The organism is Campylobacter lari (assembly GCF_900638335.1).
GTDB lineage: Bacteria > Campylobacterota > Campylobacteria > Campylobacterales > Campylobacteraceae > Campylobacter_D > Campylobacter_D lari_E.
In genome coordinates this window covers 266,777-284,117 of the sequence record NZ_LR134508.1, presented here as the reverse complement: position 1 = coordinate 284,117, position 17,341 = coordinate 266,777, and the positions used below count along the sequence as shown (strand labels likewise).

Below are 17,341 nucleotides of genomic sequence, written 5' to 3'. Positions count from 1 at the left end.
CTAATATTATACTGAATTTAATATTTCATAAATTCTCTCACAACACTTACCATCTTTAAAAACAAAGGTTGAATCTATATTGTCTTTATAAACACCAAAAGGTTTACAATCATTTTGCAATAAGTTTTCTAGTTCTTTTAATAAATTTTCTTGATTCTCAACAACCGGCCCAAAGCCATCTTTTTTATAATCAAAATATCCTTTTTGTAATGTGTGGGAAGTAAAAAATTCCTCTTTATCAAACTGATAATAAACTACTGGTTTTCCTAAATAAGCCATCTCAAAAGCTACACTAGAATAATCTGTTATCATTAAAGAAGAATTGCAAAATAAGATTTGTAAGCTTTCATTTTGATTAGCTATTTTTATATAAGATGGAAGATTAAATTCTTTTAAATATGGTATAATATTAGGATGAGGATTAAAAACTATAGTATAAGAATATTGTTTGCACAACTTGCTTAAGTTATCACTATTTAATAGAGAATTCCATTTTTTAAAATATTCGCTTTCTTTAAAACTATCTTTCAACTCTCTTTTACTAGAATTTAATGTTACGCCAACTATATTTGCTCTCCATGTTGGCATAATAAGAATTTGTTTGACATCATATTTATTATTTTCCAATAAAACATCATGTCTTGCAAGACCTGTTAAAACCACCTCTTTTTTTCCAAATTTATAACGGTTATAATCATTTGCTATAGAATCATACTCTGCTTGAGTTGAAGTTATAAATAAATTTATTTTTTTAGAATTAAGCCATCTTGAAAGATCGTTTAAAATAATACCGTGTTGTGTAAAAATAAATTTATGCTCAGGTAATAAATACTTAATCAAATATTCATCAGCATTAGAACTTATAATTTTTGATGCTTTTTTTACAATCCTTTCAAATTCAAAACTTCCAAATTCTGTTAGATTAAATCCTTCTTTTTCTAATCTTTTCCAGTCTGAACTTTCTTTTCTTAATGCAAAAACTATTTCTTGTTCAGGATGATTTTGCATAATATATCTATATAAATGCTCTGCGTTATCATCTGCTTCTACATCTCTATCAATAAAAAGCCAAATATTACTTTTTGGTAGTCTTTTTTGAAATTCTTTTCTGATATCTTGAATAGATAAAAAATACTCACCATATTTACTAATCATAACTTGCTCATTGTTAACAAATATTTCTAATTTATCCTTTGCCTCTTTTGAAATACGAACCCATAGTCTTTTTTGATAACAAAACACCCTATCTAAAAAATCATACTTTACTATCTTTTCATAATCTGCATATACTTCTTCTCCATCAACAAGCATACTTTCAATATCTTTATCATCTCCAGTATAGTAAGTAATTAAAATTTGCTCTTTGTAAGGATCATAATCTTCTATATAAGCCATTTGAAATGGTGGTTTTTCATTTTTAAAGCAATTTAGAATTCCTACTTTATGAAAAAACCAACAACCGGCTAAATTAAATTCCATTATAGTATCATTATCTATACAAGAGAAATTTTTATCTAGCAAATTTAAGTATTCTTTTTTTTCACTTTCATTTAAAATAGAAGTTTTTTCAGGTGAGTTGATCATATCTATAACATGCCAATACAAGTCATATAGTATTAATTTACGAATAAAACTATAAGAAAAATTTTCATGTAATATTTTCAAATAGCCATATTTTGGAACAATTAAAAAAAATTCTTTTAATCGTAATTTTAAATTCAAAGTAGAATTTCCTTCTTCTCGTTTTCTATAAAAATATTTTGCATTTGGTAAAAAGGCACTTTTTAAATCAATATTTTCCAACAAATACTCATTTATAAATTTGGCATCTTCGAAATTAGATTTTAACTTTTCATCAAAATATATTTTATTAAAATACTTAGAGTTCATGAAACAACTAGCAGCAGATAATTGTATAAAATCATTAAGATTATAGTTTTTTTTAATTTGTATACCGTTTTTAAATTTAAAGCTTAAAGAATGATTGTTTCTATATAGCTTTTGCTTTTCATGATAAAAAACTATATTACACCCTATCATACAAATATCATCATCTTGATGAGTTGCTAAGAATTTATCTATTTCATAAAAATAATGTCTATCTAAGAAATCATCTGGATCGGTAAAAGTAACCCATGGAGTTTTATAGTTGTTTTCTTGCATATATTTTAAACCTAAATTTCTCGCACTAGCTTGTCCACCATTTTCTTTATAAAGATAGACAATGTTTTTTGGGTATTTTTCTTGATATTTTTTAATAATATTTGCAGAATTATCCGTAGAGCCATCATCTACTAGTATCATAAAGATATTTCTTTTAAAATCAAGTCTTTGATTTATAATTGAATTAAAATAATCATCTAAATATTTTTCTGTGTTGTATACAGCTGATATTATTGTATATTGAGTAAAGCCTTTGTGTTTTTTAGGAAGATATTTTTTATATATACTATTTATCCAAATTGATTTTTTCTCTATAGCATCTTTAAAAAATAATTTCGGATTATTTCTAAATTTTCTAAGCTTTTTATAATTTAAAATCACCTCTAACCTTTTAATTTTGCAATTTTAGAACCTATATTATACAATAATTTAATCATTTTTTGATTTTTAAGATCTAAAGCTTTTTGATAATCTCTATAAAACTCTAATGGTAATCTTTTATTTAAAACATCTTTTTTAATACTTTTTTTATATTCTATGGCATCTTTTTGATGTTGTAAAGATACTCTAATAACACTAAAAGGTAGAGTTAATTTTAATATGCCTTTTTTTCTAGAGAGTTCTTTTGTAAGTTTATACGAAAGATATTCTTTCACTCTATCAACTGCCCCTAAGGGTTGATTTTGTATATATATTTTTAAATTTTTAGTATATTTTTTTAAACATAGTGGATCTTTATCAAACCTTTGTAAAACCAAAGCTTTATTACAAACTACTGGCAAAAAATGTGTTTTTATATCTTCACTTAAATAATGATTAGAATTAATAAATTTGATAAAATCTAATGCGATTTGTATCCAGCTTGCACTTTCATAGTATAATCTAGTTATATTTGAGCTCTCAAAAACATCTATTTTTTTAAGATGTGAATTAGGATGTATTATCCATTTTTTATTAGTAAAATTCATAGAGCTTAGTTCTCTTAAGCGATATATATATACTTGCTTTGGATATATATATATATATTTACTTAAAGCAAATAGTAACACTCCAAAATGACAATCTTCTGCAAAAATCCCATTAATAAATTTTAATTTTATATTTTTAAAAAAATTAAAATTAATCATACCTTGCCAAGCAAACCAAAAATAAAAAAGTTTTCTTTCTCTAGCCTTCTCTAGCCATTCTTTAGGTGTGATAATAATCTCATTTTTATAATCAAAATAAGTCATTTGGCTAATATGTTTTCTTTTGACTTTATCGTATAAAGGCCTATAATCAAACCACAACGCATCTACCCCATCCATTCTAGGTACACATTCTTCTATGCAGTTTAATTCCCAATAATCATCAGAATCTAAAAAGATAATATAATCTATAATAGGATAAGTAAAGCTTGTTAAATCTTGTTCATCATTAAAAGCTTTATAGCTTTTATATACAGTATATATTTCATAAGGATTATTATCCTCTATATTAAATTCTATTAAAGAATTTTCTTTTATAGTTTGGGTTTTGTTTTTGAGTTTATATTCTCCGCTAAAATATTCTATACCTACATTTCTTGCTGTGCTTTGTCCACCATTTTTTTTATCAAAAAGAGTGATTCTTTTATCTTTTAAAGTGTATTCTTTTGCAATATTGAGTGAGTTTTCATCCGTGCTGCCATCATTTACTAGTATGATTTCTAAGTTAGTATAAGTTTGATTGATTACACTATCTAAACATTCTTTTAGATATTTTTCTACATTGTATATGGGGATTACTACGCCGATGGTTTTAGTTTGCATTTTTAAACTTTTTAAAAAATTTAGAATCATTAAAAAACGCTTTTGGATTATAAAAAAATTTTTGAAGTAAACGATAAAATTTTGTGTGAGAAAATTTAGTTTGTATAAACTTTAAACCTATATATTTATTGAACATTTTTATAAATGAAAATGACGAAATCTCGTATATAAAAGGCTTATAAATCAAGGAATTTAAACTATATTTGCTTTTTCGAATATCTTTAAAAAATATTTTTTTATTTTCTAAATTTATTTTATAAAATTTTATAATTTCTTGTTCTTTTTTGCCAAAACAGTATAAATCATTAATTAAAAAATTTACAAAAAAATCTAAATCATTTTTATCTATATTTTTTTCTACCATAAGATTTAAAATTTTATCATTGTCTTCTTTTGACAAGCTTTTTAAATACAATCTTGCTTGCGTTATTTCATCTTGATATAAAGTTTTATCAAATTCTAACATTTTATTTTTGTTGCTAGTTATCAAATAAGACTCTGGTAAAATTCCTTTTTCAAAATAAACAATCTCTAAATCTAGTTTTTGAAAAAAGTCTAATAAATTTTTGTTTTTAATGTACTCATTTAAAAGCAAAACTTTATGAATTTGTTTTTCTGTGATTATACTTTCGAGTTTTTTTTGGCTTTTGTAAATTAAACTATCTTCGTTTACATATATAATATTACCTATATAAGGTAGTATTTCTTTTATGGAATATAATGTTTCATTAGAGTGAATAAATAAAACATTATATTGATAAACACTTTTATCACATAAATGCTTTATAGAATGCGCTTTGATATTTGATATATGCTTGTAAAATCTTTGATGATTTTTGTGCTTATTATCCATATAACCATTTTGATTTGGTTCATCATGATAAAAATGATATAAATACACCCCATGAAAACTTACTTCATATCCAAGCAAAGCAAACCAGGCTCTAAAACCTTCAAAATTTTTAAAATTCCAATTTCTTGCATCATAGTTTAAATTAGCTGGTATTTGTTCTAAATCAATACAAGAATATAAAATTCTTGCCAAAAGATCAAAATCCTCATATCCATGACCTATAAATTGCTCATCATTTCCACCAAGCGTTAAAAATTTATGCTTATTAATCACTATACTAGAAGTAGAACTTGGGGCAAAAAATTTGATCCACTCTTTTTTTCCGCTAATTAAATCATTCTTTATCAAACCATCCCATAATTTTTTATCTTGAGTTTCGATAAACTTACTACCCTTTTGGTTTAAAAATACAACTGGTAAAGATAAAATATAATTTGGCTTTAAAGCTATTTCTTTAACATTAATAAGATCTAAAATATACTCCAAAGATCGCTGTGATAAATAATAATCCACATCTAAAAACATCACTACATCTGAATTTGCAAAAGATGCACCGAGATTACGGCATTTTCCTTGCGAGAAAAAATCTTTTTGACTTTCATCTTTAAGATAAATATGCCCATTTTCTTCAATGATCTGTTTTAAATCATTTTCTAAAGAAGAATATCCTTCAACAAAAATATATTCAATTCTATCATCACTTTTAAACTCGCATGCTTTTTGACTAACACGATCTTTTATATAAATTCTTTCCTTACTTAAACCAAAAGGTATGATAATAGAAAGCTTCACACATTGCCTATCGCATAAAGTTGTATAATGCCTACTATTTTTTCATCTTGAGTAACAACTATTTCTTTGATTTTATATTTTAGCATAAGCTCTTCTGCTTCACTTGCCATAGCACTTGCTTCTATGGTTTTTGGACTATCGCTCATGATTTCTTTAGCTTTAAAATCAAATCTTGGCTTATCATTTGCCCTTAAAGCTCTTCTTAAATCACCATCTGTGATGATCCCGACTAATTTTTTATTCTCAAGTACTATACAAAGTCCTAATTTACCACTAGTCATCACATCAACTAGCTCATTAAATTCACTCTCAGGACTTACTATAGGTAGATTATTTGACACCATCAAATCACCCACTCTAGTTAAAAGCTTTCTACCTAAGCTTCCTCCTGGATGAAATAAAGCAAAATCATCAGGTCTAAATTTCCTTGCTCTCATCAAAGTCACTGCTATAGCATCACCCATAGCTAAGGTAGCTGTAGTAGAAGAAGTTGGAGCAAGCTGGAGTGGGCAAGCTTCTTTTTTTACTGCTATATTTATAAAAACATCTGCTTGCTTAGCTAAAGTAGAGTTTTGATTTCCCGCCATAACAATTAAAGGAATTTTTCTTTTTTTGATCACCGGTATGAGTTTTAAAACCTCTTCAGTTTCTCCTGAATTTGAGATAGTCAAAAGCACATCCTCGCTTGTAAGCATACCAAGATCTCCATGTAATGCTTCACCTGGATGCATAAAAAAGCTTGGAGTGCCTGTGCTAGCCAAGGTTGCAGCTATCTTAGCTCCTATATGGCCTGACTTACCCATGCCACTTACTACACATCTGCCTTTGATAGATAAAATCAGCTCAATGGCTTTATTAAAACCTTCATCTAAATTATCACATAAATCTAAAATCGTTTTTGATTCTATTTCAAAAACTTCTTTGGCTATTTTAATCGCATCAATTTGGCTCATCTAAATTCCTATATATTTAACACTACATTAGTTGCAATAGCTATTTGGTACAAAATTTGTGTTAACATGCTAAAGATTTGTAAATTTTGACTATCTACTTTTGGTAAAACTAAAATAGAATCTCCTGCTTTGATATCTGCTGAGCTTCTACCGCTGTATTTAGTTGCTTTACCATTAGCGTTGATTACCAAAACTCTTGATATATCCGCCCTATCACTAAAACCACCCGCTAGGTTGATATAATATCTTAATTTTTCTTTATCCATATACACAAATGCACCTGGTATAGAAACTTCACCTTGAACTAAAACAAGATTATTTTTACTAGGTACATTTACTACATCACCTTCTTCTAATACTATAGAATTATACGCTTTGACATTGTCTATAACGATTTGTCCTTTTGGTTGGGCTTGTTTTGCACGCGCAATAAATTCTAAAATCGTCTTAGCTTGAGTAGCCCTAATGCTAGCTTGCTCAGCATTAACCGAAGAGCTTGTTAGAGCTAGTGTTTCAAGTTCCTTAAGCTGAGCTTCAATAAGTTGTTTTTGAGTCGCCGCTACGCTTTTTCTAAAAACTTGCAAGGCATTAATGTTTGATTGCTCATTAACTGTAATCATTTTAGCAAGTTCAGCTAAAGTTGTGCCTTTTTTTATCACCACTGAGTGCAAACCACTATGCTCACCTTCTATACTAATGCTAATATTTTGCGCAGTATAATCAGGTCTAAATTCTATCTCATCGCCATTGTATAATTTCACACCTAAAAACTGCTTTTTACTGTAAGCATCCACATGTAATTTATGATCATCTCTATAGCTTTTTACCACAGCATTAGTTACTATAGGTTTAGCTCCTGCAACTTTAGCTATATCTTCTAAATTTAAAATATCATTACTGAGCTCAAATCTAAAAGGCTTTTGCACATCTCCTTCTACAAAAACATACTTTTGCACACTACCCACTAAGATCACATCGCCCATTCTAAAAGGAAAAAGATCAAGCTGACCTTTAAGTAAAAAGTCATATAAATCTACCTTTTTAATGACTTTATTATCTCTTAAAATTTGAATATCTCTAAAACTACCATATTCTAGATTAATACCGCTTGCTTTATCTAAATACTGTATAATAGAATCTGAACTTAGTCCTTGATAAAGACCTGGTTGATTTACATTTCCTGTAACAAATACCGATACATTTTGATAAATATCCATATCCGCATATACATAGACATTGCTTTTATAGATTTTATTAATAGCTTTTGTAATAACTTGAACTAAAGCACTATTTTTCACACCCAGAAGATTAATCGCTCCTACTTTAGGTATAAAAATATTTCCTTGAGAATCTACTGTTAAAGTTTGTATAAACTCTACTGCACCCCAAATTTTTACATTAATCCTATCGCCTACTGCTAGTTTATAATCAGGGTTATAAACATGTTGGGCAAATTTAGTAAAATTACCATTAAATAAATGTGCACCAAATACTTTAGTTATCGGAGTTTGAGTTTGATTAAAATCACTTTGGTCGCTATCGTAATTTATAATTTGTGGCTCTAAAGATGGAGCTAATGGTTGATTTTGAATTTTTGCAATTTGAGAAACATCTACCGCAGAAAATAAAAACAAAGGTAAAAGTAAAAATAAAAATATCTTTTTCATTAGTATCTATGCTCCTCTATAATCATTTTAATAAATTTAACAATTCCATAAATCAAAGATAAAATCATAAAAGCTGTGAGTATATTATACAAAGCTTCTGGGTATTTAGCACTTTGAGGTAAACTTGGACTTTGCACTATAACTACTTGTTTTATCTTTCTTAAAGCTTCTATCCTAGCACTCTCATAAGCTTTTAGTGCAGCCGTATAAGCACTTTCTGCAAAACCTGCCTCTATGGTTAGATCTTGGAATTTAGCCGCAAGATCATTAAGTTTTTGAGAAGATTTTGGGGATGAAACTTTAGATTTTTCTTTTTGAAGTTGTTTTTTCAACGCATCTATCTCACTTTTTATAGTGACAATTTGCGGTGCATTATCATTTATATAACTTTGCATCATCAAAAGTTCAGCTTCTTTGGCTGCTATTTTTGATTCAAGTTCAGCTATGAGTTTTAAAGCACCTTCTGCTTGTTTAAGTGGATCAAATACTCCATATTTATTTTGAAAAGCTAAAAGCTCATCTTTAGCCTTTTGATATCTTTTTTTAAACTGCAAAAGCTCTTCTTCAGCAAATTGCATTTGATCTCTTGCGGCCTTATGTGAAATTTCATTGATAAATTTTTCACTTTCTTTAACTATAGTTGAAGCTATTAAATGTGCGCTTTGTGGATCAAAACCTTCTACTTCTACACGCAAAAGCCCATTGGCTGAGTTTTCTTGAATAATCTTAACACGATTTTGATAATACTTTAAAAAATCCTCTTGATCAGCTGATGAAGAAATACTATAAAAAAAATCAAGTTTTTGTTTTTGATATAACTTGCGAATTTGAATTTTTTCTTCTAAGATATTTAGCATATCTAAAGAATGAATATATGATTTTAAGAAAGTTATATCCTCGCTTGAAAAAGAATTATTGGTCAAAAATGCAGCAATTCCGGTAATAGCTCCGCTATCTCCTGTAGTTGATTTCACACTTAAAACACTTTCACTCACATAACGATTTGCTGCTATAAAAACATAATAAAATACAACAAATGCTGTCAAAATCAATACTATTTTAAAAGAATTTAGTATCTCTAAATTTTTAAACTTTTTTAATAAATCATTTTGCATTTATTTTTCCTTGATACACCGCTATACCCTCATCTACATCATCATATATAGTAGCTTGTCCATCTTGCATGAATATAATTTTATCACACCATTGTTTAATTTCAGCTACATTATGTGAAACCATGATAACTTTTGACTGACTTAATTTTTCTTTATAAATTTTAGAGCTTTTTTCTCTAAATTTAGGATCACCCACAGCACCTGCTTCATCGATTAAATAATAATCAAAATCAAAAGCCATACTTAAACCAAAAGATATCCTAGCACTCATACCAGCTGAGTAAGTATTCATAGGCTCATCAAAAAATTTACCAAGCTCAGCAAAATCTTCCACAAATTTAATCTTTTCTTCTAAGGCCTTTCCTTTATAACCATATACTCTAGCCACGAAGCGCGCATTGTCCCTTGCTGAAAGTCTGTGTTGAAATGCACCTGCTAAACCCAAAGGCCAAGATAATTTTTTATTAGTTACAATCTTACCCCTATCAGGAAGCAAGGAGCCACTTAAAAGTTTCATTAAGGTAGACTTTCCAGCACCATTGCGACCCATTAAACCTATGCTACAATTTTCAGGAAACTCAAAACTTAAATTTTTAAAAACATAATGTCTTCCACCATTGCGCAAAGGAAAAGATTTTGTTAAATTAACTAATTTTATCATCGCACTGCTATCAACTTTTCTCTAGTAAAATAATAAAAAAACAAACCCAAAAACAAAATCACACTCAAACATATAATAGGGTAGTAGTAATTATAATCATCAAGTAATGGATAATTTTGAAAAAAATTATATTTTAAAAGCTCCATAATATGTAAAAGTGGATTATAATATAAAATATCTAAAATAGGTTTTGGAACTATCCATACTGGAAATACTACCAAAGCTGTCCAGTATAAAACTATATTTAAATAATTTAATGCCGTTTTTAAAGGTTCTGCAAAATGCCCTGCTATAGCAAAACACATCCCCATAGCAAAACCAAACACCACAAGTAAAAAAAGCGAAAACATCACTTCTAAAAAATGCTTAGGTATAACTTGCATATGCAAAAACCAACCTGCTAAAAACATCACACAAATAAAAATAGTAAAATAAATGCAAAACTCAAGTATAGTTCTAGCAATAAATACATGTATAGGTCTTACTGGCTTATAAGCATATAACGCCAAATTTGCACCTATACCATTTAAAAGTTGGGTAATAATACTTCTAAACATAAAAAAAGGTATAATCCCTACTGCTAAAAATAAAAAAATAGAAATACCCTCGGGCATGATTTGATGATGAAATTCTCTAATAGCTGCCACAATAGAAGTGATTACTAAAACAACCATCATAGGCTCACCGATTACCCAAAAATAGCCCAAATATTTATTAATACCAAATCTTGTCTTTAGCTCTCTAAAAAAAAGAGCATGTATGACATTAAGCATATTTTTAACAAACCTTTTTAAATTTTCAAAATTTTTATATTATACTTTTTTATCTTATATAATATTTAACAAGGTTTAAAAATGAAAAGAAATTTCTTTGAAGAATTAGAAAAAATTTTATATCATAAAGATATTTTTAAAAAGATTGAATTATTTAATGAATTTTATGAAAATTTTAAAGCTAATTTGTATGATTTTAATCATTCCCATGAGGCGATCATTTGTGAAAACTCGCAAGTTAAAATCCTTCATCCTATGAAAATAAGACGCCCAAAAGAAGCAAATAGCACTTTGTCTTTAGCTAAAATCTTACATTCAGTTGCGCATATAGAATATAATGCTATAAACTTATCCTTAGATGCTAGTTATAGATTTAAAAACTTACCATTGAAATTTTACCAAGATTGGCTTGAGGTAGCTAATGAGGAAATTAAGCATTTTTTACTTTTAGAAAAAACTTTAAATGAACTTGGTTTTAAATATGGAGATTTTCATGCGCATGATAATCTTGAAAAAGCCTTATTTTTAACCAAAGATAATCTTGCTCATAGAATGGGTATAGTGCATAGAGGACTTGAAGCAAAAGGACTTGATGCTAATCCTTTTGTCTTAGAAAAATTAAACACCACTAATCATCCTATAAAAAGTTTATTTAGTGAAATTTTTACCATTATACTAAATGATGAGATTAAACATGTAAATAAAGGGGATTTTTGGTGGAATTATGCAAAAAATGAAAATGATAGTTATCTTGATCTTTGCGCCAAATATAAAGAATTTAATCTTTTAGGAAAAGTATATAACAAAACAGCTAGAATTCAAGCAGGATTTAATGAAAGCGAACTTCAAAAATTAGATGATTTTTATAATAGAAAATGAATGGTGGTTAGAGGCAGAATCGAACTGCCGACACGCAGATTTTCAGTCTGCTGCTCTACCGACTGAGCTATCCAACCACTGAATTGAAGTTGTAATTATACAATATTTTTTTTAAAAAAAGTTGAAATTTGCATAAAAATGCAAATTATTCGGAAAAAGCCCCAAATTTAAAGATTTTTTGCATTCTTAATGCAGCCAATTCGCGTTTATCGTATTGTTCTAATTCTTCTATAGCTTTTAAGACATAATCACTTAAATTTTTAATCGCATTTTCTTTATCTCTATGAGCTCCGCTCATTGGTTCTTCGATAACATCATCTATTAAACCTTGAGTTTTTAAATCATCAGCAGTTACTTTCATGGCTTTAGTTGCAGCTTCACTTTTTGATGGATCATTCCATAAAATAGCAGCACAACCCTCAGGTGAAATCACAGAAAAAACTGAATTTTTCATCATAGCAAGTTTATCAGCTACTCCTATAGCCAAAGCACCACCACTTCCACCTTCGCCTATAACTACTGCTATAGTGATTGTTTTAAGAGCGCTTAATTCATATAAATTTCTAGCTATAGCTTCACTTTGACCACGCTCTTCAGCACCCACTCCCGGATAAGCACCTGGAGTATCTACTAAAAACAACACTGGTATCTCAAATTTTTCAGCCATTTTTGCTACCCTTAGAGCTTTTCTATAACCTTCGGGATGAGGCATACCAAAATTTCTATGAAGTTTATCTTTAGTACCTCTACCTTTTTGCTCACCTATAACAATAACTTTTTTACCACCTATATAACCTGCATAACACACAATAGCAGGATCATCTCTAAAAGCACGATCACCATGAATTTCATAAGCATCACTTAATATAGCTTGAATATAATCAAGTGCATAAGGACGGTCAGGATGTCTTGCAAGCTGTAAGCGTTGGTAATCACTTAAATTTTTATAAACTTTTTGAGTTTCTTTTTCAAGATTTTTTTCTAAAATTTTTACCGCTTCATCATCGCCTTTGATTTTAGCATTTGCTAAATCCTCATCAATTTGCTGAATATTTTTTTCAAAATCTAAATAAGAAGCCATATTAATCTACTTTTTTGAAAATCACACAACCATTTGTTCCACCAAAACCAAAAGAATTGCTCATTACAACATTAACTTCGCTTTTTCTTGCAGTATTTGGTATATAGTCAAGATCACAGTTTTCATCTGCTACGATTTGATTGATAGTTGGCGGTAATATACCTTGATCAAGCGCCATTAAAGAAATAACAGCTTCAATAGCACCAGCAGCACCTAAGCAATGTCCTGTTTGACCTTTTGTAGAACTAACTAAAGGAATTTGATCTTTAAAAAGTTCTTTAATAGCTGCTGTTTCATTTTTATCATTTACCGGAGTAGAAGTTCCGTGCGCATTAATATAATCTACTTTTGGATTTCCTGCCATTTTTAAAGCTTTTTTCATAGCACGCAATGGTCCTTCTAAAGTAGGCGAAGTGATATGATGTGCGTCCGCACTTTCGCCAAAACCTATTAGCTCGGCATAAATTTTAGCTCCACGCTTTTTAGCAGCCTCATACTCTTCAAACACTAGAGCACCAGCACCCTCACCCATTACAAAACCATCTCTTTCTTTGTCAAATGGTCTTGAAGCTTTAGCTGGATCATCATTTCTAGTAGAAAGAGCTTTCATGGCAGCAAAGCCACCTATACCCACAGCACAAATGGCTGCTTCAGCACCTACTACAAGCATTTTATCTGCATTACCTAAAGCTATGCTTTTATAAGCTTCGCCTATAGCATGAGTTCCTGCCGCACAAGCAGTTACACATGAGATATTTGGTCCTTGTAATCCATGCTCGATTGAAATAATCCCACCAAGCATATTAACCAAAGCTGATGGTATGAAAAAAGGAGTAATTTTACGTGGTCCACGCTGTGCACAAGTAACGGAATTTTTTTCTATATTTGGTAAACCACCTATACCAGCTGCTGAAACTACGCCAAATTCTTCTTTGTTTATAGTTTCATCAAATTTAGCATCCTCCATAGCTTCTCTTGCTGCTTTAATACCAAGTTGTATAAAACGATCTATTTTTTTAACCTCTTTAGCATCACAAACACTTAAAGGATCAAAATTTTTTACTTCGGCAGCAATTTGCACTGGAAAATCAGTGGTATCAAAAAGAGTGATTTTATCAACACCACTTTTGCCATCACAAATTGCTTTAAATGAGCTATCTTTGTCTAGGCCAAGGGCATTGATCATTCCTATACCTGTTACTACAACGCGTTTCAAACCGCACTCCTTATTTTAAAAATTAAAATTATTTTTGAAGATTTTCTATATAATTAACAACATCTTCGATTTTTACTAGTTTTTCAGCATCGCTGTCTGGAATTTCTACATCAAATTTTTCTTCTAAAGCCATAACTAATTCAACAACATCTAAAGAATCTGCACCTAAATCTTCAATGATTTTAGATTCCATTTTAACTGCATCTTCATCAACACTAAGTTGCTCAACAACTACTTTTTTTACATCATCAAAAATTGCCATTTTTATCTCCTAGTTTAAAAAATTAAACCACATTTTACAATAAAAAAATAAATTTCTTGTTTAAAAAGTTAAAAATTAAAGATTATTACGAAAAATTTAATTATCTGTGTTTAAATAAAAGCTTAATTTTTAACAAAGGAAATTAATGCTTTTGGATAGACTTATAAAAGAAAATAAAAAAACTTGGGAACAATACATCCATCATGAATTTGTAAAAAAACTTCAAAATGGCACTTTAGAAAAAGATGTATTTTTGTTTTATCTTAAACAAGATTATATCTTTTTAAATAATTATGCAAAATGCTATGCCTTGCTTGCTTTAAATGCAAATAATGCTAAAGAAATTCAATTTGCTATTAAAAATCAAAACTACACTTTGGAAGGAGAGTTAGAGCTTCATAGAAGTATTTTAAAGCTAGGTATTAATGTAGAAAAACTAGACTATAAGAGTGAAAGTTTAACTAATATTGCTTATACAAGGTACTTACTAAGTGTGGGACAAAATGGAGATTATTTAGATATGCTATGTGCTTTGAGTGCTTGTGCTATAGGTTATGCATATATAGGAGAAGAAATTTGTAAAGAACTTGATGAAAAAAGCTTAGAAAATCATCCTTATAAAGAATGGATTTTAACCTATGCAGGAAAAGAATTTCAAGATGAAATCAAAGAATTTAAAGACTTTTTTAATTCTTATACAAATAGCATTAGCGAAGAAAAATTTAAAAAATTAAACGAAATTTTTTATACTACCGTAAGACTTGAAACAGCCTTTTGGCAACACTCTTTAGAGCAAAAAATGGAAATTTAATCATCATAAAAAAGATGATTAAATTATCAATTTAGTAATATTAATCCCTACAAAAGCAACAAAATACGCACATAAAGATGTAAATATAAAAAGATACCATGTATATTTTTTATTTCCTGCTTCTTTAGCAAAAACTATAGTTGCTGCAAAGCAAGGATTATAAATCATAACAAAAAGTATAAAAGCAACTGCTGTACTAAAAGGGATGTTTTCTTTTATAGCTTCTTGTAAATTTAAGCTTGTCTCATCAACCTCATCACCTAAAGAATAAAGCACACCCATAGTAGAAATCATCACTTCTTTAGCAGCTAAACCACTTACCAAAGATACACTAAGTTTCCAGTCAAAGCCAAGTGGTGTAAAAATAGGCTCTATTGTTTTGCCAAATTGTCCAAGATAACTATTTTCTATCTGAAGCTCTTGAATTAAAGCATCTTGAGTATTATTTTCTTGTGCAGGAAAATTACTCGCAAACCAAATAAGCAAAGAAGCTATCAAAATAAATGTTCCTGCTTTTTTTAAATACATTTTAGCTTTATTAAACACCATAAACCACACCAAATTCCAATTTGGCATTCTATATTTTGGCATTTCCATTACAAAAGGTTCATCTTGTCCTCTAAAAGCGCTCATTCTTAAAATCTTAGCTGCAATCAAACCCAAAAACGCGCCTAAAAGATAAATCCCAAAAAGATAATTTCCTGCCACATCAGCAGGAAAAAATACTCCGACAAAAAGCACATATACAGGAAGTCTTGCACCACAACTCATAAAATTAATAATAAAAAGAGTTAATAATCTATCTTTTTTATTTTTTAAAGTTCTTGTAGCCATAAATGCAGGCACTGAACAACCAAAACCCGTGATTAAAGGGATGAAGCTTTTACCATGTAAGCCAAATTTATATAAAATTCCATCTAATAAAAACGCAACCCTAGCCATATATCCGGTTGTTTCAAGTAAGGCTATACCAAAAAATAAAATCATAATATTTGGTAAAAAAGTCACAACCGCACCAACCCCACCTAAAACACCATCAGCTAAGGCTGAAGCGATAAATTCATTGCTAATATTATTCTTTACCATATCACCTAAATTAGCAAAAAATATTTCTATATAATCCATAGGGATTTGACCTAAAGTAAAGGTTAGTTGAAATAAAGTCCACATAAAAAACAAAAATATAGGAATTCCTAAAAATTTATTGATTAAAATAGAATCTATTTCTTTAGTATGATTTTTATACTTAACACCCTTGCTTAAAACCTTAGCACATATACCATTTGCAAAAGCAATCAGCTCTTCTTTAAAAATACTTTCTATATCTTTACTATGATATGCCATATAAATTTTTTCTAAAGCTTCATCAAGTATTTTTCTCAAAGCGTGTGAAATGACTATATTAGCTTCATTTTTAAGCAAAGCTATCGCCAAATCTTTTGTAGAATAATCTAAATAAGTAATTTCATTTTGATTTAAAAAATCACTTATTTTTGCAAGTTCTTCTTCTATAATATCACTATAAACACGCTCTTTGGCTTCAAATTTAGCTTCATGGGTTGAAATGATTAAATCCAAAAGTGCATTTAGATTTTCTTTAGTTTTAGCACACACGCCAAGACAATGTGTATTTAGAAGTTGGGATAAAATTTTAAAATCTATACTAAAACCTTCATTTTTAGCTTCATCTTGCATATTTAAAGCCATAATCATTTTGGTTTTAGTTTCTATTAAAGATGCACTCAAAATCAAATTACGCTCCAAATTTGTAGAATCAAGCACATTTACTACAAGATCAAATTTACCCTTTTTTAAAAACTCTTTTGTGATTTTTTCTTCTTCGCTATAACCATCTAATGCATAAGTTCCTGGTAAATCTATAAATTTAAACTCATAATTTTTATAAATTAATCTAGCCTCAGCCTTTTCAACCGTAACACCGCTAAAATTGCCAACTTTCATATTAGCTTTGCAAAGTGCGTTAATTAATAAACTTTTACCAACATTTGGCTGACCTACTAAAGCAACGATGATTTCTTTCATTAAAACTCTTTTGAAATTTGTATTATTTTTGCTTCACTTGAGCGTAAAATCACACAAGTTGTATCAAGTTCTACCATAATAGTAGAATTTGCAATAGAAGAGCGAATTTTTTTAACTTTTTTGTTTTTTGCAAAACCAAAACTAAAAAGTCTTGCTTGGAGTTGTTTATCTGCTTCAAAGCCTACTATAATAGCTTCTTCATTATCTTTTAATGTATCTAAAGTCATGTTTTTCCTTACAAAAACTAAGATAAAACATTATATAAAAAATTAAATTATTTCT

At 28.9% G+C, this 17,341-nt stretch carries 15 protein-coding genes and 1 tRNA gene; 2 read left to right on the top strand and 14 right to left on the bottom strand.

The features are described 5' to 3' along the window. Positions 1–6: 6 nt before the first annotated feature. The 8 genes from EL235_RS01565 to kpsM are packed head-to-tail and all read right to left on the bottom strand — an operon-like array spanning position 7 to position 10,767. Positions 7–2,544, bottom strand: coding sequence for a CDP-glycerol glycerophosphotransferase family protein (locus tag EL235_RS01565; protein ID WP_126340658.1), 2,538 nt, complete (start codon positions 2,542–2,544; stop codon positions 7–9). Positions 2,545–2,546: 2 nt separating this feature from the next. After that, positions 2,547–3,953 carry a glycosyltransferase family 2 protein gene (locus EL235_RS01560; RefSeq protein ID WP_126340657.1) on the bottom strand — a complete coding sequence of 469 codons (1,407 nt, stop codon included), beginning with the start codon at positions 3,951–3,953 and terminating at the stop codon, positions 2,547–2,549. Beyond that, positions 3,943–5,598: a galactosyltransferase-related protein gene (locus tag EL235_RS01555; protein ID WP_126340656.1), complete on the bottom strand. Its 1,656-nt coding sequence runs from the start codon at positions 5,596–5,598 to the stop codon at positions 3,943–3,945. Before EL235_RS01555 ends, EL235_RS01560 begins: the two co-directional genes overlap by 11 nt. Then, positions 5,595–6,551: a KpsF/GutQ family sugar-phosphate isomerase gene (locus EL235_RS01550; protein WP_126340655.1), complete on the bottom strand. Its 957-nt coding sequence runs from the start codon at positions 6,549–6,551 to the stop codon at positions 5,595–5,597. Before EL235_RS01550 ends, EL235_RS01555 begins: the two co-directional genes overlap by 4 nt. An 8-nt stretch (positions 6,552–6,559) precedes the next feature. Further along, the gene (locus EL235_RS01545) at positions 6,560–8,218 is read right to left on the bottom strand and encodes a polysaccharide biosynthesis/export family protein (protein WP_126340654.1); all 1,659 of its coding nucleotides are present in this window, start codon (positions 8,216–8,218) and stop codon (positions 6,560–6,562) included. Next, positions 8,218–9,333, bottom strand: a complete 1,116-nt coding sequence (locus tag EL235_RS01540; protein ID WP_114640043.1) for a KpsE/RkpR family capsule polysaccharide export protein — start codon at positions 9,331–9,333, stop codon at positions 8,218–8,220. Before EL235_RS01540 ends, EL235_RS01545 begins: the two co-directional genes overlap by 1 nt. Then, a complete protein-coding gene (locus EL235_RS01535; protein WP_126340653.1) occupies positions 9,323–9,994 on the bottom strand; it encodes an ABC transporter ATP-binding protein in 672 nt (223 codons plus the stop codon). The genes EL235_RS01540 and EL235_RS01535 overlap by 11 nt, the downstream gene beginning before the upstream one ends. Next, positions 9,991–10,767, bottom strand: coding sequence for a capsule polysaccharide transporter KpsM (kpsM, locus tag EL235_RS01530; protein ID WP_039625354.1), 777 nt, complete (start codon positions 10,765–10,767; stop codon positions 9,991–9,993). The genes EL235_RS01535 and kpsM overlap by 4 nt, the downstream gene beginning before the upstream one ends. 81 nt (positions 10,768–10,848) lie before the next feature. On the opposite strand from kpsM, the gene EL235_RS01525 reads away from it, so the two are divergent. After that, positions 10,849–11,646, top strand: coding sequence for a ferritin-like domain-containing protein (locus EL235_RS01525; protein ID WP_039625353.1), 798 nt, complete (start codon positions 10,849–10,851; stop codon positions 11,644–11,646). Position 11,647: 1 nt separating this feature from the next. Here EL235_RS01525 and EL235_RS01520 read toward each other — a convergent pair. From EL235_RS01520 to acpP, 4 genes are all read right to left on the bottom strand, one after another. Next, a tRNA-Phe gene (locus EL235_RS01520) sits at positions 11,648–11,723 on the bottom strand. A gap of 68 nt (positions 11,724–11,791) precedes the next feature. Further along, the gene (locus EL235_RS01515) at positions 11,792–12,727 is read right to left on the bottom strand and encodes an acetyl-CoA carboxylase carboxyltransferase subunit alpha (RefSeq protein WP_126340652.1); all 936 of its coding nucleotides are present in this window, start codon (positions 12,725–12,727) and stop codon (positions 11,792–11,794) included. 1 nt (position 12,728) lies between these two features. Then, positions 12,729–13,943, bottom strand: a complete 1,215-nt coding sequence (locus EL235_RS01510) for a beta-ketoacyl-ACP synthase II (RefSeq protein ID WP_126340651.1) — start codon at positions 13,941–13,943, stop codon at positions 12,729–12,731. Positions 13,944–13,971: 28 nt separating this feature from the next. Next, the gene (gene acpP, locus EL235_RS01505; protein WP_039617517.1) at positions 13,972–14,205 is read right to left on the bottom strand and encodes an acyl carrier protein; all 234 of its coding nucleotides are present in this window, start codon (positions 14,203–14,205) and stop codon (positions 13,972–13,974) included. A 145-nt stretch (positions 14,206–14,350) separates the two neighbouring features. Here acpP and tenA point away from each other — a divergent pair, with 145 nt between their 5' ends. Next, positions 14,351–15,016 carry a thiaminase II gene (tenA, locus tag EL235_RS01500; RefSeq protein ID WP_126340650.1) on the top strand — a complete coding sequence of 222 codons (666 nt, stop codon included), beginning with the start codon at positions 14,351–14,353 and terminating at the stop codon, positions 15,014–15,016. 18 nt (positions 15,017–15,034) lie between these two features. Here the strand turns inward: tenA and feoB are convergent, their stop codons facing one another. Together feoB and EL235_RS01490 are read right to left on the bottom strand one after the other, a co-directional pair. After that, positions 15,035–17,059: a ferrous iron transport protein B gene (gene feoB, locus EL235_RS01495; RefSeq protein WP_126340649.1), complete on the bottom strand. Its 2,025-nt coding sequence runs from the start codon at positions 17,057–17,059 to the stop codon at positions 15,035–15,037. Further along, on the bottom strand, positions 17,059–17,286 hold the full coding sequence (locus tag EL235_RS01490; RefSeq protein ID WP_039625344.1) for a FeoA family protein: 228 nt from the start codon (positions 17,284–17,286) through the stop codon (positions 17,059–17,061). The genes feoB and EL235_RS01490 overlap by 1 nt, the downstream gene beginning before the upstream one ends. Positions 17,287–17,341 lie beyond the last annotated feature (55 nt).